Source organism: Planctomycetota bacterium (genome assembly GCA_016235865.1).
GTDB lineage: Bacteria > Planctomycetota > MHYJ01 > JACQXL01 > JACQXL01 > JACRIK01.
Genome location: JACRIK010000033.1, coordinates 58,587 through 80,892, shown reverse-complemented (window position 1 = coordinate 80,892; position 22,306 = coordinate 58,587). Strand labels below are relative to the sequence as shown.

Sequence of the window (22,306 nt, the reverse complement as noted above, 5' to 3'; positions counted from 1 at the left end):
CAGCGAATCTATCTGTGGTTTAAAACGCCCTATCCACCATCTCGCACACAATATGCCCGGCGGTAATATGGCATTCCTGAATCCGGCCTGAGGTATCAGCCGGGGCCGAGAAACATAAATCCACGGACGACTTTAGTTTATTCTTCTTATGGCCGGTAAAGCCGATAACATAAGCGCCCTTCTTACGCGCGGCCTGAACGCCCTTTATCACGTTAACCGAATTCCCGCTGGTGGAAAACGCCAGCACCACATCACCCCGATTAACCAGCGCCTCAACCTGCCGGCTGAATACATTCTCAAACCCATAGTCATTCCCGATGGCGGTCAGATTGGATGTATTGGCAGTCAAGGCAATGGCCGGCAATGGCCGGCGGCTACGCCTGGTAAAACAGCCCACGATTTCAGCCGCCAGATGCTGGCTGTCCGAGGCGCTGCCGCCGTTGCCGAACAGCACCACCTTGTTGCCCTTCTTGAGCGCGCTGATAACCTTATCCGCTATTTTGGCAATCACCTCGGCCTGGTTGAGCATCAGGTACTTGGCCTCGGCTGATTCTATTATCCGGCTGATAATCTCTTTATTCATATACTCATCCTCTTTAGCCACAGATTTCACAGATTATTACTTATTATCTTGTGGAATCTCGTGTTAATCTCGTGGTTAAAAATAAATACCTTAAATCCCCGACGAGGTCAATTTAATCATTACATTATTTGCTTGACTCACCCTGTCCGGAGAGGTAAAAGAACTATTTCTAACCTCATATTATTAATATAGAAAGGCCTTAACTATGAAACAAGTACTACTTTATTCCCTGGTATTAATCTGTGTAATCTGCGGCTGCCAATCCTCAGGTATGGCCGGCACGCCATCGTCAGCCCCGGAGCCGCTTAATATCACAGGCCACAAGATTACGGCTGAACTCGACCCGACCATCCATTATATCACGGCCACCGATACCCTGGAAGCAACGGTTGAGAAACAGGGTGTGCCGCCCAAGGTAGGCAATTTCTTTTTCGCCCTGCATCCGGGACTGGAACTGAAATCGCTGGCATTAAGCGACGGCAAAACATCCAAACCCGTCAAATTCACCAAAGGCAAATCAGAAGGCCTGCAATCATATAATTTCTCCCTGCCGCTGGCCAGCACCCAAACCCCGGACAAGTTCACGCTCATCGCCTCATACGAAGGCAAGATATACGACAAGCCCGAAACTGAAAAGACCCTGGGCTTTGTGGCCGGCGGCCGGACCTCAGGCATCATCTCCGAGGAAGGCGTGTATCTGCACCACGGCTCCGGCTGGTATCCCAGAGTCCCGTCCAGTCCGATGATTCGCTTTGAGGTCACCACGCTCACCCCGGCCGGATGGGAGGTAGTCGGCCAGAACGAATTAAAGGCCCGCACGGTCGTGGGCAACCAGGTCAGGACCACCTGGACCAGCGATATCCTGTTTGACAGCTACACTTTAGTAGCCGGAAAATACGTCATCACCGCGGAACAGTTCAACGGCATCCGGGTGGCGTCTTATTTCTACAAGGACTCCCAGCAGTTTGCCCAGGCGCATATCGAGGCGGCCAAGAATTTCCTGGCGCTCTTCCCGACCTTTCTCACGCCCTATCCATTCAAGTCCTTCTCCATCGTGGAGAATTTCTTCACCACCGGCTACGGCATGCCTTCATATACCCTGCTCGGCACGGATGTAATCATGATGGGCCGGCACGCCAACGAAGGCGGGCTGGGCCACGAAATAATGCACTGCTGGTGGGGCAACTACGTCAATGTCGACGAATCGCGCGGCAACTGGTGCGAGGGCCTGACCACCTACTGCTCCAATTATTATTTCCTGGAACTCAAGAAAACCCCGGTTGACGCCCTGAATTACCGCCGGATTAACTGCGTCAAGTTCTCGGCCTTTGTCAACGAAGGCAATGACAAGCCGGTCCGGACCTTCGTGGGCAAGCAGGCCGAAATCGACAACGAAATCGGCTACGGCAAGCCATCGGCCATGTTCCATATGCTCCGGAAGATGATGGGCGATAAGGCGTTCGTCGATGCCCTGCGCCTGGTCATCAAGGAAAAAGGCGGCAACAAAGCCAACTGGGAGGATTTCCAGTTCGCCTTTGAAAAGACCTCGGGCCAGAAACTCCAGTGGTTCTTTGACCAGTGGCTGGACCGGACCGGCATCCCGGACCTGGCACTGGAAAATGTATCACTCGACAAACAGAATGTCTCATTTACCATCAGGCAGAATACGGTCCCGCCATTCAAAATAATGCTGCCGGTGGTCGTCACTACTGACCAGGGCAAGGAAGAAAGTATCGTCGAGGTGTCCAACCTCGTAGACCCAAAGACCATCGAGGTCAAGTCCGGTAAACCGCTGTCACTGGCCGTTGACCCGGACTACAACATCTTCCGCCGGCTCAAGGACAAGGAACTCTGGCCCTGCCTGGGCGCCACCATGGGCGACAAGAATCTCCTGGTGGTTTATCCCTCGGCCGGAACGCCCGAGGAAAACGCCCTCTATAAAAAGGTGGCCGAACGGGTAGCCGGAAACCAAAAAGCGGCCATGAAGGCGGACAGCGAGTTCGTCCAGGCCGACCTAAATAATAATTCGCTCATGATTCTCGGCTCGCCGGCCATCAATCTGGCCGCGGCCCAGTTGATGAACGAGGCCAGGTTCAAGCCCGATAATTTCAAACTGATGAAGGACGGCTTCGTCATCAACAACACCACCTATAACTCGCCCGGCCAGGCGGTCATGGCCTCGTGCTGGAGCCCGTATAACAGCAAGAAATACATCACCCTTTTTATGGGCCTGTCCCAGCAGGCGTCCGAGCGGCCGGCCCGGGTCATATTCTTCTACCGCTGGGACAACTATATCATCTTTGAGCAGGGCCAGATGATCCGCAAGGGCGATTTCAATGCCCCGTTCAACTCGCTGGAATACAGCTTTACCGGCGACCAGATTACCCAGGCAGCGCCCACTCCGGCGCCGGCCCAAAACCCCCGCTTGGATGCCATCCGGAAACACTGCGCCTTTCTGGCATCTCCGGCGTTAGCCGGCCGGGCTGCCGGCGCTGAAGGCGACAAGGCCGCGGCTGAATACATCGCCGCTGAATTTCGGAAATACGGCTTGGCCACCGAACTCCAGCCCTTTGATATCCAGATGCAGAAACTGGGCCAGAAGACCGCCTTGGGGATGAAGCCAACCGACAAATGGGAAATCAAGCCGTACACCCTGGGCAAGGATTTCCTGCCCCTTAATTTAAGCGCTAACGGCGAAGTCAACGGCGCGCTGGTGGCGGCCGGCTACGGCGTCACCGCCGAAGAATTCAAATATGACGACTACAAAGGCATTGACGTCAGGGACAAGATAGTCGTGGTCAAGGCCGGACTGCCCGAGCCGCTGGTCCAACTGGTTGTCTCAGGCACTATCACCGCCGCCAAATACTCGTCATCAATCCTCAAGGCCGCCAACGCCAAGAACCGCGGCGCCAAGGGCATCGTCGTTGTTTCAGCCAAGGGCCTGGCAGACGACAGCGCGGTCTGGCAGGAATTCCCGTCCGAGGCCATCCAGAAACGGCTCAGGTCGCCGGAGGCCGCGGCATCCAATCTGACCCTGCGTTTCGTTATCCTGGGCGGGCAATCAAGAGTCGCTACCGACCCCATATTGCCGGCCGTGGTAGTAACCGAAGAGGTGGCCAAGGAACTGCTGGCCGCGCCGGCCACAGTTGGCATCACCACTGATACCACCTGGGCCAAAGACTGCACTACATATAATGTAGTTGCAACGCTCAAGGGCGAACTGCTGGCCAGCGTGGTCCTGGGCGCGCATTATGACCATCTCGGTTCAACCGCAGACGGTAAATATTTCCCGGGCGCCAATGATAACGCCTCAGGCGTGGCCGGACTGCTGTCCATTGCCGAGACCCTGGCCCGCTCCGGCATAAAACCCAAACGCAATATCGTATTCGTGGCATTCGGCGCCGAGGAAATGGGGCTCTTTGGCTCCAGATACTATGCTAAACACAATACCGCGCCGTCCAAGACCATTGCTATGTTAAATATGGATATGCTCGGCCGGGGCAATCCGACCGAACTTACTGTCATGGGCGTGCTGAGAAATCCTGAGATCTACGATGTCATTAAAAAAGCCAATGGCCAATCCAGACTACCCCTGACCCTCAAGGATAATATCGAATTCACCTTCAAGTTCGGCTCGGACTATTATTCATTTTACGAGGAGAAGATACCGTCCCTCAACTTCACCTCCAGCCGTTTTATGGAACAGCATACTGTCAACGACACGGCCGACAAGCTCGACATCGAGAAGATTGATAACGCCATCAATCTGGTATCCGCAGCCCTGCTGGATATTGCCAATTCCAGCATAACATTCCCTTTGCCCAAGGAAGTGGAAGTCCCGTTCCCGTCCGGCATGGGTGGAATGGGTGGAGGCATGGGCGGCGGGCATCCAGGCGGCCGTCCGGGTGGGAAATAGGTAGTCGGAAACCACAGATTGCACAGATTACGCAGATTAAAATATGACCACACGAACCAAATGGATTATTTTGATAGGCGAGATTACTCTTGTCGTAATCGCCATAACCGGATTCGTCTGGTACCGTAATTCTATTTATTATACACGTCATGAACTTCATAATAAAGATAAACGTGTCTGTTATCATAATGTCCTTATCCTTGGAGAATCTGGCGACAAAGAATCTATCCCGGAAATCCGTAAATTGCTTCACGATGACGAAGTAGTGTTACAAAGTGCATGCATATCTGCTCTCGGCAATTTAGAAGACAAAGAATCTATCCCGGAAATACGAAAATTTCTTACTGGTCAAAACCCAATTTGCTGTAAAGCTGCTATTACTGCGCTTGCTAAATTGGGAGATAAGAAATCCATCCCTGAGATAAAGAAGTTTCTTGATTATAAAGGCAACGATGTATATGAAGCCGCCGAGAAAGCATTAAGGAAACTCGGCGTGCCGGAAGAGGAAATTAATAAGGCGAAAGAAAAGAAATAGAACGCTGATTATCCGTGTTTATCTGTGTTCATCTGCGGTTTCATTTTTACTTGACAAACCCGCGCACTTAATATATACTCATTGATTGCGGAACCGGTAAAATTGCGTGTCCCTTGACCTAAGTCAAGGAGAGTTAGGCGGAATAATGTATATTATGGTTAGATAAAGGAAAGCCCCGATGTCGTCCCTGTGGGACTCATCGGGATAAGACCCAGTAACAACATACAGCCACTTCGTGTCTGTCTGTTTAACTGGCTCTAAAAAGGAGTTTTATATGGGAAAAACTATAGGCATTGATTTGGGCACCACTTTATCAGTCGTGGCCGTGCGCGAAGGCAACGAGACCACCGTCATCACCAACGCCGAAGGCGGACGGCTGACCCCGTCCATCGTGGCATTCACGGACAAGGGCGAACGGCTGGTCGGACAATTAGCCAAGCGCCAGGCCATCACCAACCCGGCCAATACCGTCTATTCCATCAAGCGCTTTATGGGCCGCCGGCGCTCCGAAGTAGCCCAGGAGGAAAAGATGGTTCCCTACAAGGTGGTCGGCTCAGGCGATGAAATGGTCAAGGTGGAGGCCCGGGGCAAGCAGTATTCGCCGCCGGAAATCTCGGCCATGATTCTCCAGAAACTCAAAGAAACCGCCGAGGCATACCTGGGCGAAAAGGTGACTGACGCGGTCATTACCGTGCCGGCATATTTCAACGACTCACAGCGCCAGGCCACCAAGGACGCCGGAAAAATCGCCGGCCTGGACGTCAAGCGCATCATCAACGAGCCGACCGCCGCGGCACTGGCCTACGGATTGGATAAGAAGAAGAACGAAAAGGTGGCCGTCTATGATTTGGGCGGCGGCACCTTCGACGTCTCAGTCCTGGAAGTGGGCGACGGCGTGGTCGAGGTCCTGTCCACCAACGGCAATACCCATCTGGGCGGCGATGATTTTGACCAGCGCCTGATTAATTTCGTGGCTGACGAATTCAAGAAAAAGGAAGGCATTGACCTGCGCAAAGACCAGATGGCATTACAGCGCCTGAAAGAGGCCTGCGAACGCGCCAAGTGCGAACTGTCATCCTCGGTCCAGACCGAGGTCAACCTGCCCTTTATCACGGCTGACAGCACCGGCCCGAAACATCTCCAGCTGACCATTACCCGGGCCAAGCTGGAGCAACTCATCGAAGACCTGCTGGTCTCGTCGCTGGCGCCGTGCAAGCAGGCGCTGGCCGACGCCAAACTCAAGCCCGAAGAACTGGACGAGGTGGTCCTGGTGGGCGGCTCAACCAGAATCCCGCGCGTCCAGGAACTGGTCAAAGAATACTTCAAGAAAGAACCCAATCGCTCGGTCAATCCTGACGAGGTGGTGGCGGTGGGCGCGGCTATCCAGGGCGCGGTCTTGAAAGGCGACATCAAGGACATCCTGCTCCTGGACGTGACGCCCCTGACCTTAGGTATAGAAACCATGGGCGGCATCCGGACCCCGTTAATCACCCGCAATACCACGATTCCGACCAGCAAGAAAGAGATATTCTCCACCGCGGCCGACAGCCAGACCGAGGTGGAAATCCACATCCTCCAGGGCGAACGCGAGATGGCATCCGATAACCGGACCCTGGGCAAGTTCCGCCTGGCCGGGATTCCGGCCGCGCGGCGCGGCGTGCCCCAAATCGAGGTAACATTTGACATTGACGCTAACGGCATACTCAATGTCGCGGCGCTTGATAAGGCCACCAACAAAAAGCAGTCCATCGTCATCCAGGCGTCTTCCGGACTGGCCAAGGAAGAGGTGGAACGGATGGTCAAGGACGCCGGGCAATACGCCGAACAGGACAAGCAGCGGAAATCGCTGGCCGAGGCGCGCAACCAGGCCGACCAGTTAATCTACTCCTCGGAAAATACCGTGACTGAATTAGGCGACAAGGTCACCCCGGACGAAAAAGGCAAGATTAACTCCGCGCTGGAACGGTTAAAGAAAGCCAAGGAAAAAGACGACGTGGCCGAAATCAAAAGCGCTATGGAAGAACTGACCAAATCCAGCCATACCCTGGCTCAAAAGTTATACGAACAGGCCAACAAACAGACCGGCGGCCAGGCAGGACCCGGCGCTGGCCCAGATGCCGGCGGGCCGATGGGTGGCGGATTTGAGCAGGGACAAGAGCCACCTCAACAGCAACCGCCCAGTGGCGAAAAGGGTAAAGGCAAGGAAGGCGACAATATCATAGACGCCGAATTCGAGACCAAGGATAAATCTTAGAGTCCCGCTTCAGGCGGGACTATTAGATCCGCCTCTGGCGGATATGATTATTAAGGGACGTCCCGATACTACATCGGGGCGTCCCATTATTCCACAACTATACTGATATCCAATCCCAATTGTTTTATCCGTTCACCCGGCTTGGCCGGATTCGGAATCTTTTCTATTATAAAGTCGATATGTGAAGCGACAGCGGAATCCCGACCTAATCGGGACGAAGCGCCCGCAGGACTGAACGTCGCAATTTCGGGGCGGCGATATTCGTTAACCAATTCATTTAATTCCTCATTGGCCCGCGTGATGACCGTGACTTCATAGTCCAAGGTGATTATCTCACTGCCCCAATGGACAATCCGGCCGTTCAGCCGACGCTTGAATTGGTTGAGTTTCTCAGGGGTGATGATATTTACCGATTCGCCATCCACTTGAACCTTTCGTTCTCTCAGGTAAGACACAAGGCCTTTCGCTCCGGTCAGGGCCATTATGGCCATTGCGGGAAGCCCTAATATGTTATCTTTCTTATAGCCCCTAAGCGGTCCAAGGTATCTGCACCACTGACGGGCATATTCATTTTGACCGGATTCCAACTTCTCCTCATATTTCCCGCTCTCAAAGGCGTCTTTCCGTTTTTGGAAATAGTGCTTTACAGACCGGCCAAAACTATCTTTGGTCTTGTCCATTATATTCTGGTAACTCCGGCCGCCCCTGGTAATATATTCCGGATTAATGAAAGAGGCAATCCCTTTCTGGGCCGGTTTGGCAATCTTTTCCTTAAAATCCTTTTGGGTCTTGATGGCCTTTTTCAGACCGCGAAAGGTCTTTTGCCTATTCGCTATCATCTTTTTCAGCCAGTTCTCCTTGATTTCCGAAGGCGCCTCGGTAAAATACGGCGCAACCAAGCTGGTTTTAAACTTAATTTGCCCCATTTTTATATCTCCTGTAAATTATAGGGTTAGGCAAAACAGGAGTTATCCTACCCCCCTCTCCCACCTCACCCCATACTCCCTTTGCTCTATACCCCTACCGTCTTTGGTCTATACCCATATTACCTTTGGCCTGCCCCTATACTGCCTTTGGTCTATCCCCATACTGCCTTTGACCTATCCCTATACCACCTTTGGTCTATCCCCATACTGTCTTTGCTCTATCCCTATACTCCCTTTGCTCTATACCCCTACCGTCTTTGGTCTATACCCATATTGCCTTTGGCCTGTCCCTATACTGCCTTTGGTCTATCCCCATACTGCCTTTGCTCTATCCCTATACTACCTTTGCTCTACATCCATATTGCCTTTGGCCTATCCCTATACTGCCTTTGGCCTGTCCCCATACTGCCTTTGGCCTACACCCATACTGCCTTTGACCTATCCCTATACTGCCTTTGCTCTACACCCCTATTGCCTTTGGTCTATCCCCCTAACGTCTTTGGTCTATACCTATACTGTCTTGTGTCTATACTCATACCGTCTTGTCCCTGACGGGAGGCTACGCTCTATCTTGGTATATCCACCCTTACGAATTTTTTATTCCGGACTACTATACTCATCAGTAAGGCGAATCTCAATGCCTCTGGGTATCTCGCTCCACTTGCGCTTATATCCCGATGCAGCTTCAGGCAGGGGGACAGGGTAGACCAAATAAGACCTGGATTTTTCATTATATTTTATGCCACACTGCTTCAGGAACGACCTGGCATTGACGATGGCGATGGGTCCGGTCTTGGCCATCGTAACCAGGAATACCGGCTCGCCGTATGCCTTGGCCGGGCGCATCTCAAAAGCAATCTTTTTCTCGTCCGGGTTATAATAAAGTTTCACATAGCCGCAGTTGGTCGGCTTGATGTATGTATCGTAACAAACCTTGTTAAGGCAGATGAGACCGGTGGAAAGGATACTGATAACGGGCTTGTCGCCGAATGCCTCCCAACGTTGCTTGCTCTTGAATGATTTGTAGGCCATAAAATGCCTTTCTTACTCGCTGTTAGTCCCCAGATGGAGTCGGGGGCGTTATCCCTACGGGACTCCATTATAATAGAATCCCGCAAGGGACAGCGAGTTAGGCCCCCGCTTACGGCGGGGGCTTGTTTTATAAACAGTCAAGGATTAATTAGTAAATCCCTCTCCCAATATAATATAACTATTATTATGGTTTAGTCAAGCTGGATTTGAAAAATACTGCGGATTGGTCAGAAATTGGTACGTGTCCCCGGATTACCCCGCAATACCACGATTCCGACCAGCAAGAAAGAGATATTCTCCACCGCGGCCGACAGCCAGACCGAGGTGGAAATCCACATCCTCCAGGGCGAACGCGAGATGGCGTCCGACAACCGGACCCTGGGCAAGTTCCGCCTGGCCGGGATTCCGGCCGCGCGGCGCGGCGTGCCACAAATCGAGGTAACATTTGACATAGACGCCAACGGCATACTCAATGTCGCGGCGCTTGATAAGGCCACCAACAAAAAGCAGTCCATCGTTATCCAGGCGTCTTCAGGACTGGCCAAGGACGAGGTGGAACGGATGGTCAAGGACGCCGGACAATATGCCGAGAACGACAAGCAGCGGAAATCGCTGGCCGAGGCGCGCAACCAGGCCGACCAGTTAATCTACTCCTCGGAAAATACCGTAGCCGAATTAGGCGACAAAGTCACTCCGGACGAAAAAGGCAAGATTAACTCCGCGCTGGAGCGGCTCAAGAAAGCCAAGGAAAAGGAAGACGTAGCCGAAATCAAAAGCGCTATGGAGGAACTAACCAAATCCAGCCATACCCTGGCTCAGAAATTGTATGAACAGGCCAACAAACAGACCGGCGGTCAGGCAGGCGGAGCGAGCTCTTTCCAAGGCGAGCGTAGTCCCGACGATATGTCGGGAACCCAAGAACCCCCTCAGCAGGAGCAACCGCCCAGTGGTGAAAAAGGCAAAGGCAAGGACGGCGACAACATCATAGACGCCGAATTCGAGACCAAGGATAAATAAGCATCTTTCTAATCCCCCTTTCCCTCCGTACGGAGGGATGGGGGGATTTTTTATTCCCTGACAACGTAATAAATTGCGTTGTCTACCAATCCCGGTAGACAACGACCTTTAGGTCGTTAATTTCCTCTCCCCTTGCGGAGCCGAAGCGAAGTCCCGATAACTTCGGGACGTGAGAGGGCAGGGCGAAGGGTAAATTAACTACAACCCAATAAAATAAAGCAGTTATACTAATAATCAACCCCCGGGGCGGAACTTTTCATCCCTGGGTCTGGCCCGGTCATCCCTTGGTCTGACCCAATCAGACCTTGGTCTGACCCAATCAGACCCTGGTCTGACCCAATCAGACCCTGGTCTGACCCAATCAGACCCTGGTCTGACCCAATCAGACCCTGGTCTGAGCCGTTCATCCCTTGGGCTGAGTCATTCATCCCTGGGGATGACTCTTTCATCCCTTGGTCTGAGTCATTCATCCTTGGGCGAAAACTTTCATCCCTAAGGCGGCCTGCCTGCCGGTAGGCAGGAAATCTTCCCCGCTCAAGCGGATTTCTTCCCCGCTCAAGCGGATTTCTTTCCCACCAAGGCGGATTTCTTCCCCGCCAGCGGGATTGTGCAAGTTTTTCGTTAGCCCCGTTAGAAGCTCCTGCCTGTGCGTATCCGCACGCAGACAGGTTCAATGACAGCGGAGTCGGAACGGAGTCCCGATTAACCATCGGGGCAGATTAGATTTGGTGATTGTTCTGCTATCTTATTTAGGTCGCTTCTAACGGGGTGGTGAATAATTAGATATGACGTCCCCATATCCTGCCAGCCACCCCAGATTCGACAGATTCCGATACTTAATCGTCATCCTGCGGATAATTATCCCCGGAAAGTATGGCGACAGAGGTTCTTTTGCCGTCCCATAAATCCAATATGCTTTTTGCCCAATCGCAGATATAGCCCTCCTTGTCATCCTTAAGAACCTCTAACAATCCCCTGTATTTCTTGTCGCCAATTCGACCTATTGTCTCTACTGCACTTAACCTTACATAAGGGTCGTTGTCTTTGATAAATTCCAACAGCAACCCCTCATTTACCGTTTGTTTCATATCAACGAAAGAACAGACAACAGCAGCGCGGGTATGAGGGTCATCATCTTTGGAATACTTCAGCAATAAATCAGATGCTTTATCCCCCTGGATTTTAGCCAGTACCCGAATAGCCGCTATCCGAATAGTTTTAGGCTCGTATTTATATTCACCCGATGTTATTGTATGTTGATACGATTCGTCATCAAGCATTTTTATTATTGCCGGAATTGACTCAGCGACTTTAAGATAGCCCAGAACTATAAGACCAGTTTTCTTTCTTCGGGGTATTGGAGAATCAAGACTCTTTAATGCAGGCGTAATTGCTTCTGTATCAAATTCTGAAATACTCCTAATAATTTTCCCATCAGCAAGGTTAATCGACGCCCGGTTATTGCGTCGTGTTATTACATTTAATTTAGCGTCATTATTGGAAATAAAAAAGAGCGGCCAATCATCTAATTCGTTATATTTTCTAAGGGCATGTCTACGAGAAAACGGGGATGATTTATCCAGCTCGCCAAACAGGTCTTTTGATGTGTATGTTGCCAGGAGTTTCGTCCTCTCCCGGTCATAAATGCGCAGTGAAGAATCAATCCCGACTTCATATCTATTGTCTTCTTGAACATCCAGTATTATTTTCCTGTAATATATGCCATGTGAACTTACATTTCCCATTAGGTCCTTCTCAAATTTTCTTAAATCTCCTTTTTCTATTAAGAAAATATCTTCACCTGCCTGCCTGATGATAAACTGAGTAGGCGTCCCCTGGAAACCTTTCTGAATATTAGGAAGTTCAGGCGAAAGAATCAGTTTATCTCCTTCTATCTTAAATGCACCTTCATTCTTGTCGTATTCCCCAAGGCAACCATCCCAGCGGAAAATAAACCTGCCATTCATCACTAATTCCAAATAGTGATTTACACCCAAGCCATCTCCTCGATAGTATTTGCCGTAAACTTTTTCTGCTGGAATAGGTATGAAATCTTCTTGCACTTCTTCTGAAAAGTTACTACAGGAACTAATTGCAATGGTAGTAATCAGGAATATTAGTAAACTACGTATTTTCATCGCTGGAATCATTCCCATTCCATTTTAAGAATCTGCAATTCCGGGAATACCTTACTGAAATTGTGTGTTTGATTATACTCACGCAAATGGATTTGTCAATCCTTTTCCGGCTAATTCGGGCGTTTTACCAATAGGTCTGAATTCCGTGGGTATCCCTGTTATAGATTTACTGTATCAGATTCAGGCCGGTGTCTTTATCCAGGGTGCGTAATATGGTGGTTTTAAGGTCGGTCAGGGTAATCTCACATGTCGGGTTGACTACGGCCTCCTTGAGATGGCCGCCGTAGCAGAGCATATCCTCGGCACTGATTGAGATATGGCTGTGAATTACTACCTCTCCGTCCTTGCGTGTTATATTGCCTGTTAAGCTGACAATCTCCAGGGCGCCGGACATCTGTTTGTAGCTGTATTGTTTTTTGGCCGGGTCAAAGTGCGCTATCTCCACCGCACTGACTGCGCCGATGGCATTAAAGAATCCGGACAGGATATTCTCATTGCGGCAGACCTCGCTCAGTTTCTCAATTATCTTATCGCCTTTGGCCAGCACTATCAGCAAATGGTCGTAACTTTTATGGTATTTCATAATCAAACTCCTAAATAAATATTAGCCACAGCCCTGTGCGAACTCCGCAGAGACCGCGAAGCGAAGCACTGGTCGGACAGCATTCAGCCAGTGGCTGAAGCGCACCGGGTACTTACGCAGATTACACAGATTAAATATATTATTCAACACAAAGCACACAAAGACCACAAAGAATTCACTATTCTGCGCTCCAAACTCCGAATTCAACTACTCATATATTTTACCCACATAAAATATTGTCGCTAGAGATTTCCAATCAATATCTGCGGGAATAAGCGCCCCCTGATACAAAGGACCAGGATTTTTTGTATCTTTTAACCAAGCTGCAATAGTCTCAAAATAACCTTCTAAATTAATGTGTTCCCAGGATTCATGGTTATCATGAAAATCCTTACTTAAAGCATTAAGAAAATCTATAAAGTCCTCTCGCGACTTAACAGAATCAATTTTCTCATGAACTTTCATCGCTACCTTCCTCCTTTACACCCCCGCGCACCGGCCGGACTATTGTTTACGAAATCCTATCCGCGGCTTTGGCTTGGTCTCTTCTATCATCAATTGACGAATCGCATCAAATACCACTCTGAATTGAGTATCGTATTTCTGTTCTAATGCATCAAGTTTACGGGCCATTGCTTTGTGCGATGAAAGTATCCGGCGCAATCTGGCGAATGTCCGCATGATTTCAATATTAACCAATATCGCCCTTTCACTATTGAGAACTCCGGACAGCATTGCCACACCTTGTTCCGTAAAGGCATACGGGCAATATCGTGTTCCGCCTCGGCCTGGCTTTGATATTCCAAACCGGAATATCAAAGATTTGAATTCAGCCGATGTCAGCCGAAACATAAAATCAGGCGGAAATCTTTTAAGATTGCGTTTAACCGCCTTATTAAGGTTGAAAGTCGTTACGCCATAAAGCGCAGCCATGTCCTTATCTAATATGACCTTGTGGCCCCGAATTAACAGGATGGAATGCTCAATACGTTCTGCCGGAATAATAGAAATTTTATTGTTCATATTTTAATATCCTTTCCCTTTCAAACCCTCACATTCTACTATTTTGCTCGTCGTCTAACCAAGTTTTGATGGTCCCGACCACGGATTTGACACAGCCGTCCTGGAACGGGGATATCAGTTTGGCCACTTGGGTCAGGCCGACAAATGCCTGCTTGCCCCCGGTCTGGCATAACCTGACATAATCCGACCAGGCGTTCGTCCGGTCTTCCAACGACTTCTTCCAGAACTGGAAGGCGCATATCTCAGCCAATGTGTAATCAATATAATAAAACGGACTCTTGAAGATGTGCAACTGCTGGTGCCAGAACCCGCCGTTGGCCAGATATTGGTTATCATCATAATCCCGGTGCGGCAGGTATTTCTTTTCTATCTCGCGCCATTGTTTCTTGCGCTCGGTTGGCGTGGCATTGGGATTCTCATAAACGAAATGCTGGAATTCATCAACGGTGACGCCGTAGGGAATAAAGAGCATAGCGTTATTGAGATGCCCGAACCGGTATTTGCGGGTATCTTCCTTGAAGAATTTTTCCATCCAGGGCCAGGTGAAGAATTCCATGCTCATGGAATGTATCTCGGCCGCTTCAGAAGTCGGGCTCTGGTATTCCGGCACAATAAAATCGCGGGTGGTGTATGCCTGGAAGGCGTGTCCGGCCTCGTGGGTCAGGACGTCAATGTCGCCTGAGGTGCCGTTGAAGTTGGAGAATATAAACGGCGCCTTGTATTTGCCGATAAAGGCGCAGTAACCGCCCCCGGCCTTGTTGGGTTTGCTGACCAGGTCCATGAGTTCGCTGTCCAGCATAAAGTCGAAGAATTCTTTTGTTTCAGGCGAGAGTTCGGAATACATCTGCCGGCCGTTGTTGATAATCCAGTCCGGGTCGCCCTTGGGCTTGGCGTTGCCGTCCTGGAAATTCAGGCCCTCGTCATAGTATTTTAGTTTGTCCAGCCCGAGCCGGACCCGCTGCCGTTCCCTTAAACCCGAGGCGATGGGCACGATGAATTCCTTGACCTGCTTGCGGAAATTGGCCACCATCTTGGCGTCGTAATCCGAACGGCCCATCCGGTCATAGCCCAGTTGCACAAAGTTCTTGTATCCGAGTTTATGGGCAATAGCCACCCGGGTCTTGACCAGCTTGTCATAGAGTTCGTCCAGTTCGGCTTCGTGGCTGGACAGGAATGCGTATTTGGCCTTAGCCGCCTTTTGGCGCATCTGCCGGTCCGGCGAAATCAGGAACGGACCCATCTGGGACAGGGTCCGCTCCTGGCCTTCGAACATTATCCGGGCCGAGGCCAGCAGGGCCGTGTATTCGGTGGAGAGTTTGTTCTCGGCCTGCAGGTCCGGCACAATTTCGGGCTTGAAGACCTTGAGGGCCAGTTCAGCCATGACAAAAAGATGCTTGCCCACCTTGTTTTCCAGCCAGGCCCGGTGCTTGGATTTTATCAGGATGGCGTAATACCGGGTCTCGTATTGGCCCAGCAACGGGCCGGCCTGGTCGAAATAGGCCTGCTCGTTCTTATAGAATTCGTCCGTGGTGTTGATGGTGTGGCGGATGGCCGCAATCGCGCCCATTGACCCGAATTCAATCCGGAGTTTATTGATGTCAGCCATCAGGGATTCCATATCCTGAGGCGTAGGCGCGGACTCCAGTTTGTCCAGCAGTATCTGGTAACGGGTCTGGACATCCTTGATATCCGGTCGCAGGTATCCAAATTCGCCGAATTTCATTCAAGACCTTTCTAAACCACAGATTGCACAGATTAAATATATTATTCACCGATGAGAGTTACCATTTCCAAAATAGAAAGAAAATAAACAAGATTACACAAAATATTAATGTTGCAATTATTGACGCTTTATAAAAGAAATCGTATTCGGATCGTGTCGTTGAGCCGCAGAACATCTTAAAAAACTTCGGCATAGTATCAAAATGCTTACTTCCCCAATTCCAATAATATGCCGCATATAAAAAACCCGACATAACAACAATCATTATTGGTAGGCCGATTAGAATAGGCGTTCTGGCGGATTCATTTATCCTTCCCTGTGCGCTCTTTTCGCTTAGACCGATATACAATACCACTAAAAACCCTATGGTAAATAAAGACATGAAACCTACCGTCAATATTTTATTTCTGGTTTCGCGTGTCATATATTTCCCGTCCCGGCCCTCGCGCGCCGGCCACCTACATTCCACATCCTACCTACTACCTACTTGCCGGGCCTATTTCCCTTCCTCGACGAACTTCTTGATTTCTTCTAGGTTCTCCAGGATAAGTTTGGCCTTGGATAATCCGAATGAGAACGGGAATTTATCATTCTCGTCGCGCTTGAGCACGATTATCGGATTGCCTTTGTATTCGGTTCTTTCTACCATAAGTTAATCTCCTTATTTAGACAACAGGATTTAACGGATTTATCAGATTAGGTTTATCCGTTTAATCAGTTGAATCCAGTTGTTATAAATTACTCTTTAAACACAAATAATGACGCGGTTAAAAGCCCACCCAGGGCATACAGTGCTATGGCGCTATCACCCATCAAATAAGGGAAACCCATCAAAATGATACCGGTTATCATCATCTTAAACCTGGCCCGTTTCCTGCCTATCGTGAAGGCAGCCAGCCCGATGCATCCAAATAACAGCCCGCCGAATAAATTAGTGAATGTCATACGATATATCCTATAAAACCCCGCCCTGATTGGCAATGAATAACAGCTTTAATAATCCGCCTATTCTTATTTATCGATTATTCCGATAATAATTGTATTGTATTTAATATTATTCGTGTGATTCGCTTAATTCGCTTCGCGGTCACTGCGGTGTTCGTGTGATTCGTGTTCTAATTTTATGACCACTGATTTTTATAAAGGCTATAAAGGCAAGGCCAAAGAGAAGCTCATCCAGTTCAACGTCAAGGTCTGGAGCGATGTCATCATCAATACCACCAAAGGCGAGTTCGAGGGCATCATCTTGCCCCGATCCGAGACCGGCGACAGCCAGCATATCGTCCTGAAAATCCGGGCCGGATATAATACCGGCATCAATATCGATTCCATCACTGCCATCAAGGAACTGGGCTATAAAGAAGCCATCTATAAGATTCCCGAAAAGGCATTCCCGTTTGACCCGGCCAAGCCCAATGTGACGCTGCTGGGCACGGGCGGAACCATTGCCTCGCGGCTGGATTACCGGACCGGCGCGGTCATCCCGGCCTTTACGCCGGGCGAACTCTACGGCGCGGTGCCGGAACTGGCTGATATCTGCAACCTCAAGACCATAAAACTCTTCGGGGTGTTTAGCGAAAATATGGGCCCGGAGCAGTATATCGCCACGGCCCAGGCCATCGGCCAGGAAATCGAGGCCGGCGCGGCCGGCATTGTCATCGGCCACGGCACGGATACCATGCACCACACCGCGGCCATACTTTCTTTTATGGTCCAAGATACGCCGGTGCCGATTGTCATGGTCGGCTCACAGCGTTCCAGCGACCGGCCATCCAGTGACGCAGCCCTAAACCTGATAAACTCGGTCCGGACCGCGGCCTACAGCGACGCAGCTGAAGTCATGGTCTGCATGTTCGGCCCGACCAGCGATAAGTATTGCCTGCTCCATCGGGGCACCCGGGTGCGCAAGATGCATTCCAGCTACCGGAGCACATTCAGGACCATCGGCGGGATTCCCATAGGTCTGGCCTCGCCGACCGAATTCAAGTTCTTTACCGATGATTACAAGCGCCGGCGCGCGGATAAGAAAGTCAAGATAGACACGGCCTTTAACGAAAAGGTGGCCATTGTCTATTATTATCCCAATATGAAGCCGGACATGATTGATTCCCTGATTGACCACGGGTATGAAGGCATTGTCATTGCCGGCACCGGGCTGGGCCACGTCAATAAGCCGCTCTATGCGCCGTTAAAGAAGGCGGTGGATAAAGGCATTACGGTCGTGATGACGGTTCAGACATTATGGGGCTATGTCCAGATGTATGTCTATGACACGGGCCGTGATTTGATGGACCTGGGCGTCATCCCCTGCGCCAATATGCTGCCTGAAGTGGCCTATATGAAATTGTGCTGGGTGCTGGGCCACACCAAAGAACCGGCCAAGGTCAAGGAGATGATGCTCACATCCATAGCCCACGAAATAACGGAACGCGAGCCGCACGACGGCTATTTGATTCTACAGGGCGGCCTGCCTGAGGTGGACCTCTTTATTTCACAGCATTTGAAGTAAAACAGGTATTTACACATACAAAAATCCTTATTTTTGCCTTAAAAACCACCATTTTTTGCCATTATTCCTTCTTTAACTCCTTATAAATCAAACTCTTACGCAGGCAGGGGGGAGTCCCCCCACCCCCCTGGCAGAGTTACATTCCCACCCTGCTCCTTAGGAGTGGCATCTGATTGATAAAGAAGTGGCGTCTGATTGATAACCGAATGGCATTACTAATCAAAACAGACGCCATTTCTTGTAAACTTAATGTTTTAGTAAGCTGATAAGGGATGGCATCTGATGGGCAAAGAAACGGCATTTGTTTACCGAACGAACGGCATCCGAAATACGAACAAGCGCCGTTTCTTGTAAACTTACTAAAACACTAAGTATACAAGAGGTGCCAAATGTTATTAACAGAAACCGTATCGGTTTATAAAAGAATACGGTGTGCCACAAAAACACCTTTAAAACTGTTCGGCATGGTTCACCCGCTTGGCCAGCGCTTTTTGGAGCGCCTGGCCACTAATCCGGCCACGGCAGGTCTTCATAATTACGCCGCTGTAATAGGCAATCTGCTTGCCCCGCGTGTCTGCCCCATTCTTGTGAAATGTCTTGAATTCCCCGGATTTGAGCATATCACTGATTACTTTGTCAAGTTGCTTGTCCGAAAGGATGCCTAAATCCATCCTTGATATAATATCCTTAACCAAATGAGATTGCTTCCCCCGCCCCGGCGGGGTCGCAATGACAGGCGCGGAATCATCAGGAATATTACCAGCCAACTGGGTCAGAATCAGCGGAATGGCCTCTTTGTGGAACAGGCCTTTAGAATAGAGTTCAAAGAGTTCTTTGAATGATTCATCTAATATTTTATCCGCTCTCATACCCTTATGTTTTAGCGCAGTCAGTTGCTGGGTCAGGACTGCGCCGACTAATGTCGGATTTACTTTGTAATCCTTGATAATCGTTTCAGCTAGAGATGCCTTGTCAGAGATAGCTAAATCACGCGCCACGGTATAAGCCATGCCCATCTTAGCGTAGAGCTGTTCCCTGGCCCAGGGCGCTTCAGGCAGATATTCCTTTATCTTGTTGACTCGCTCATGGGTAATCTTGGTGGGCGGAGAGTCAGTATCCGGATACATCCGGTTGGCGCCGGGCAGAATCCGTTCAAAATCAGTAATCCCCTTCTTCAGTGCCCTTCTGGTTTCGTTAGGCACGCCATTAATGGCGTCCACGATACGCAGACGCACCTCTTCCAGCGCAGTCTTGACATCTGCCGGACTACCCCAGGTAACCACAGCCACATCATCCCTGCCCACAGCCAGCGCCTTCTTAATTATTTCCAGGTCAGCCAACGCACCGTCATAAGACGGGTATTTATCGGTATGGAACAGGTTGGGCAGTTCATCCAGGCAGGCAATGATGCGCACCCGGTCGCTGACCTCGTCAGCCAGCGTGGTAGTCGGTTGGCAGGGATGATTGAATATGCCGGCTAGGCCAACCAGTTTGATTCCGCCGATAACCTTCTTGCGATATATGGCATCAAGCAGAGTCCTTGATTTCGTCCCTGACAATTCCGCGGTCAGGTCATGCTTAACCACATTAAGATTCTTCTCGCCAATATTACGTTTGGTCAATATGTTCTTTATCTTGAGCAGATTCTCCTGGCGCAGGGCTTCGTTGTGGAGCAAAGCCGGCATCATACAGGTCTGAGCCACGCCTTTGATTTCCACGCGCGAGCCGCCGGTGATGCTGGAATTGACGTCCTGACGAACCGAACCCAGGCCCCGGCGCACCTTTTTGGTGGCCCGGACCAAGCGCCCGATTTCGTTGACCACCTGGCGCGCCTCTTCCGGCGTTCGCATATCCGCTCTAGTGATTACCTCAATCAACGGCATGCCCAGCCGGTCGGTTCGGAATGTTACCCGATGCCCAACATTACTAACCTGGCGGCAGGCATCTTCTTCGTAACAGATATGGCTGATACCGATCTTCCGGTCCTTGAACGGAATCCAGCCGTTGATGCCGACTACGGCCGTGCGCTGGAACCCGGTCGGGATACTGCCGTCTAAGTACTGCTTGCGCGAGATGTGCATCTCATCCACGATACTGCAATTTAGCAGCAAGGCAATCTCAATGGCGATATCCAGTCCTTCCTGATTGACGGTAAAGGGCGGGGTGTCGTCCATTTCATAGGTGCAGACGGTTTCCCGGTTCAATTGGTAAACCACGTCTTTCTTGGTCTTGAATTCCATCAGGGCGCAGCCGTCGTATTCGCCCAGCTCGGACAGGGTCGGCCTCATATGGCGCAGCACCTCGGCGTCGTGCACCTTGGAATATCTGCCGGCCGGGCAATGGCAGAAGAGTTTCTCTTGGGTGAATATTTGCTGGTGGATTTCTATACCGGACTTAAAACCCAGCGCGCTGTAAAACGCCAGATTGTTGTAATCAATTTTATTCATAAACCACAGATTCTACAGATTACACCGATTAAATATATTATTAACCACTGAGGCACAGAAAACACAGAATCGTTTATTCTTTGTGTCCTTTGTGTCTTTGTGGTTAATCCCCCTAACTGCAATGCAGATACTGGTTAATCAAATCCTTTATCTTGGCCGGTTTTCCGTATAACCTCCGGCTCAAATCCTGGTCGTTATAGTTCTTTAAATTCCGGGCAATGCCGTCAATCACCTTGGGAGAAAACACCGCATCCTTTTCATAGACCGCCCGGTCGCGCACCAGGCAGTCAGCCGACTGCCAGCAGGACAGTGGCAACTGGGGCAGGGTCTTCTGGACCTTTTTATATTCATCGTGGAAGATATTGACATCGACATAGAGTTTCCGGGCCAGGTTGAGCGCGCCGGGCATCTCCAGTCCGTGCCGGGCGGCTGAGGCCAGTCCGGCCATCAGCAGATGCACGTTGGCCGAGCCGTCCGGACAGCGAAATTCCACGGTCTGGCTGTCACCTTTGCCCAATGATTTCTGCCTCTCTTTGGGATTTGCATTGCGGGCCATATCGCGCTTATTGCGCCAGCCCAGCGGCTCACGCACCAGGACCGAGCGGTTGCGGTCGCCCCAGCAGATATTGGTCGGCGCTTCGTGTTTGGGTACCAGTCGGAGATACGAAACCGGCACGGTATTGCCGAATGCGGTCAGGGATGATGCCATCTTAAGATAGCCGGCAATGACCTTGAGCGCAATGTCGCTCAGTTCGCCGTTGGCCACCATCATATTCCGGCCGTTCTTTATCAGACGGCTGTGGATGTGCATCCCGCTGCCGGCGTGGCCGACCAATAATTTGGGCGCAAAGGTCACGGTCACTCCGTATTTGTAAGCCAAGGTCCTGAGCGCCCACTTGGCCAGGGCAATCTGGTCTGCCGCGGATTCTATATTAACCGGCAGGAATTCTATCTCGTGCTGTTCCATTTCCAGGTCGGTATCAGGTATATGGCCGACCTCGGCGTGGCTGTATTTAATCTGGCAGCCCATTGAAGACAAGGCGTGCGCCGCCTCGAGGCGAAGATGCTCCCACTTGGCAAAGGGCGTTGAGGCATGATACCCGCGTTGGGCGTCGTTGGGATAAAGCGGGTCTTTGTTATAGAGGATGTAATATTCCAGTTCGCCCATGGCCTCCATCTCCAGTCCGGTGGCTGATTTGAGCGCCTGATTAGCCTTAGCCGTGATGAATTCCGGGGCGCTGGGCAGCGGCTGGCCCTTGCTGGTATAATAAGAGCAGAGGATATCCACGGCCGGTATAACCGAGAACGGATTGACAAAGGCGGTCCGGTAGCGCGGGATGACATAGAGATCGCTCGAGCCGGCGTCAATATAAGAAAACAAGCTCGAGCCGTCCACCCGCTCGCCAGCCGAGAGAATCCGGTCCAGGTGCGTCCGGCCGGTCAGGGCGAAGTTCAGGGTCTTTAACTTGCCGTCTCCGCCGACATAGCGGAAGTTAAGCATCTGGATCTGGTTATCAACGATGAATTTAATCAAGTCCTGTCTGGTAAAATCCGCGGACGGCTTATGAAGATAACGAACGATGGGATGGGGATTTAATTCGGTTTGCTTCATAATGTAAT

17 protein-coding genes are annotated in these 22,306 nt (G+C 50.6%); 5 read left to right on the top strand and 12 right to left on the bottom strand.

Going from position 1 to position 22,306, the window contains the following annotated elements:
* Positions 1-19 precede the first annotated feature (19 nt).
* Positions 20-583 (bottom strand): SIS domain-containing protein, encoded by a 564-nt coding sequence (locus HZA49_10785; GenBank protein ID MBI5779920.1) that lies wholly within the window; start codon positions 581-583, stop codon positions 20-22.
* Positions 584-788: 205 nt separating this feature from the next.
* Here HZA49_10785 and HZA49_10780 point away from each other — a divergent pair, with 205 nt between their 5' ends.
* The 3 genes from HZA49_10780 (at position 789) to dnaK (ending at position 7,288) form a co-directional block, all read left to right on the top strand.
* Positions 789-4,499, top strand: a complete 3,711-nt coding sequence (locus tag HZA49_10780) for a M20/M25/M40 family metallo-hydrolase (protein ID MBI5779919.1) — start codon at positions 789-791, stop codon at positions 4,497-4,499.
* A 43-nt stretch (positions 4,500-4,542) separates the two neighbouring features.
* The gene (locus HZA49_10775; GenBank protein ID MBI5779918.1) at positions 4,543-5,034 is read left to right on the top strand and encodes a HEAT repeat domain-containing protein; all 492 of its coding nucleotides are present in this window, start codon (positions 4,543-4,545) and stop codon (positions 5,032-5,034) included.
* Between the two features lie 274 nt (positions 5,035-5,308).
* Positions 5,309-7,288 (top strand): molecular chaperone DnaK, encoded by a 1,980-nt coding sequence (dnaK, locus tag HZA49_10770; protein MBI5779917.1) that lies wholly within the window; start codon positions 5,309-5,311, stop codon positions 7,286-7,288.
* Between the two features lie 86 nt (positions 7,289-7,374).
* On the opposite strand, the gene HZA49_10765 is transcribed toward dnaK, so the two are convergent.
* On the bottom strand, positions 7,375-8,214 hold the full coding sequence (locus tag HZA49_10765) for a hypothetical protein (GenBank protein MBI5779916.1): 840 nt from the start codon (positions 8,212-8,214) through the stop codon (positions 7,375-7,377).
* Between the two features lie 597 nt (positions 8,215-8,811).
* Positions 8,812-9,246: a hypothetical protein gene (locus tag HZA49_10760; GenBank protein MBI5779915.1), complete on the bottom strand. Its 435-nt coding sequence runs from the start codon at positions 9,244-9,246 to the stop codon at positions 8,812-8,814.
* A 213-nt stretch (positions 9,247-9,459) separates the two neighbouring features.
* Between HZA49_10760 and HZA49_10755 the strand changes: the two genes are divergently transcribed.
* Positions 9,460-10,263, top strand: coding sequence for an Hsp70 family protein (locus HZA49_10755; GenBank protein MBI5779914.1), 804 nt, complete (start codon positions 9,460-9,462; stop codon positions 10,261-10,263).
* 836 nt (positions 10,264-11,099) lie between these two features.
* Here HZA49_10755 and HZA49_10750 read toward each other — a convergent pair.
* The 7 genes from HZA49_10750 to HZA49_10720 all read right to left on the bottom strand — a co-directional run bounded on the left by HZA49_10750 (position 11,100) and on the right by HZA49_10720 (position 16,675).
* On the bottom strand, positions 11,100-12,419 hold the full coding sequence (locus HZA49_10750; GenBank protein MBI5779913.1) for a HEAT repeat domain-containing protein: 1,320 nt from the start codon (positions 12,417-12,419) through the stop codon (positions 11,100-11,102).
* 148 nt (positions 12,420-12,567) lie between these two features.
* On the bottom strand, positions 12,568-12,984 hold the full coding sequence (locus tag HZA49_10745; GenBank protein ID MBI5779912.1) for a DNA-binding protein: 417 nt from the start codon (positions 12,982-12,984) through the stop codon (positions 12,568-12,570).
* 207 nt (positions 12,985-13,191) lie between these two features.
* Positions 13,192-13,449 carry a hypothetical protein gene (locus HZA49_10740; GenBank protein MBI5779911.1) on the bottom strand — a complete coding sequence of 86 codons (258 nt, stop codon included), beginning with the start codon at positions 13,447-13,449 and terminating at the stop codon, positions 13,192-13,194.
* Positions 13,450-13,488: 39 nt separating this feature from the next.
* Positions 13,489-14,007 (bottom strand): ORF6N domain-containing protein, encoded by a 519-nt coding sequence (locus HZA49_10735; protein ID MBI5779910.1) that lies wholly within the window; start codon positions 14,005-14,007, stop codon positions 13,489-13,491.
* Positions 14,008-14,035: 28 nt separating this feature from the next.
* Positions 14,036-15,730: a M3 family oligoendopeptidase gene (locus HZA49_10730; GenBank protein ID MBI5779909.1), complete on the bottom strand. Its 1,695-nt coding sequence runs from the start codon at positions 15,728-15,730 to the stop codon at positions 14,036-14,038.
* 496 nt (positions 15,731-16,226) lie between these two features.
* A complete protein-coding gene (locus HZA49_10725) occupies positions 16,227-16,379 on the bottom strand; it encodes a hypothetical protein (GenBank protein ID MBI5779908.1) in 153 nt (50 codons plus the stop codon).
* An 89-nt stretch (positions 16,380-16,468) separates the two neighbouring features.
* Entirely contained in the window at positions 16,469-16,675 is a 207-nt protein-coding gene (locus HZA49_10720) for an amino acid transport protein (GenBank protein MBI5779907.1), read from the bottom strand.
* Between the two features lie 178 nt (positions 16,676-16,853).
* On the opposite strand from HZA49_10720, the gene gatD reads away from it, so the two are divergent.
* On the top strand, positions 16,854-18,239 hold the full coding sequence (gatD, locus tag HZA49_10715) for a Glu-tRNA(Gln) amidotransferase subunit GatD (GenBank protein ID MBI5779906.1): 1,386 nt from the start codon (positions 16,854-16,856) through the stop codon (positions 18,237-18,239).
* 449 nt (positions 18,240-18,688) lie between these two features.
* On the opposite strand, the gene gatE is transcribed toward gatD, so the two are convergent.
* Positions 18,689-20,686: a Glu-tRNA(Gln) amidotransferase subunit GatE gene (gene gatE / locus HZA49_10710; protein ID MBI5779905.1), complete on the bottom strand. Its 1,998-nt coding sequence runs from the start codon at positions 20,684-20,686 to the stop codon at positions 18,689-18,691.
* A 112-nt stretch (positions 20,687-20,798) separates the two neighbouring features.
* Positions 20,799-22,298 (bottom strand): glutamine synthetase, encoded by a 1,500-nt coding sequence (locus HZA49_10705; protein MBI5779904.1) that lies wholly within the window; start codon positions 22,296-22,298, stop codon positions 20,799-20,801.
* Positions 22,299-22,306 lie beyond the last annotated feature (8 nt).

Coding starts and splice junctions, on each gene's coding strand:
- HZA49_10725 (MBI5779908.1), bottom strand. CDS start 16,379: ATGGTAGAAAGAACCGAATACAAAGGCAATCCGATAATCGTGCTCAAG.
- HZA49_10740 (MBI5779911.1), bottom strand. CDS start 13,449: ATGAAAGTTCATGAGAAAATTGATTCTGTTAAGTCGCGAGAGGACTTT.
- HZA49_10765 (MBI5779916.1), bottom strand. CDS start 8,214: ATGGGGCAAATTAAGTTTAAAACCAGCTTGGTTGCGCCGTATTTTACC.
- HZA49_10705 (MBI5779904.1), bottom strand. CDS start 22,298: ATGAAGCAAACCGAATTAAATCCCCATCCCATCGTTCGTTATCTTCAT.
- HZA49_10750 (MBI5779913.1), bottom strand. CDS start 12,419: ATGGGAATGATTCCAGCGATGAAAATACGTAGTTTACTAATATTCCTG.
- HZA49_10760 (MBI5779915.1), bottom strand. CDS start 9,246: ATGGCCTACAAATCATTCAAGAGCAAGCAACGTTGGGAGGCATTCGGC.
- HZA49_10735 (MBI5779910.1), bottom strand. CDS start 14,007: ATGAACAATAAAATTTCTATTATTCCGGCAGAACGTATTGAGCATTCC.
- HZA49_10780 (MBI5779919.1), top strand. CDS start 789: ATGAAACAAGTACTACTTTATTCCCTGGTATTAATCTGTGTAATCTGC.
- HZA49_10775 (MBI5779918.1), top strand. CDS start 4,543: ATGACCACACGAACCAAATGGATTATTTTGATAGGCGAGATTACTCTT.
- gatE (MBI5779905.1), bottom strand. CDS start 20,686: ATGAATAAAATTGATTACAACAATCTGGCGTTTTACAGCGCGCTGGGT.
- HZA49_10785 (MBI5779920.1), bottom strand. CDS start 583: ATGAATAAAGAGATTATCAGCCGGATAATAGAATCAGCCGAGGCCAAG.
- HZA49_10745 (MBI5779912.1), bottom strand. CDS start 12,984: ATGAAATACCATAAAAGTTACGACCATTTGCTGATAGTGCTGGCCAAA.
- HZA49_10730 (MBI5779909.1), bottom strand. CDS start 15,730: ATGAAATTCGGCGAATTTGGATACCTGCGACCGGATATCAAGGATGTC.
- HZA49_10720 (MBI5779907.1), bottom strand. CDS start 16,675: ATGACATTCACTAATTTATTCGGCGGGCTGTTATTTGGATGCATCGGG.
- dnaK (MBI5779917.1), top strand. CDS start 5,309: ATGGGAAAAACTATAGGCATTGATTTGGGCACCACTTTATCAGTCGTG.
- gatD (MBI5779906.1), top strand. CDS start 16,854: ATGACCACTGATTTTTATAAAGGCTATAAAGGCAAGGCCAAAGAGAAG.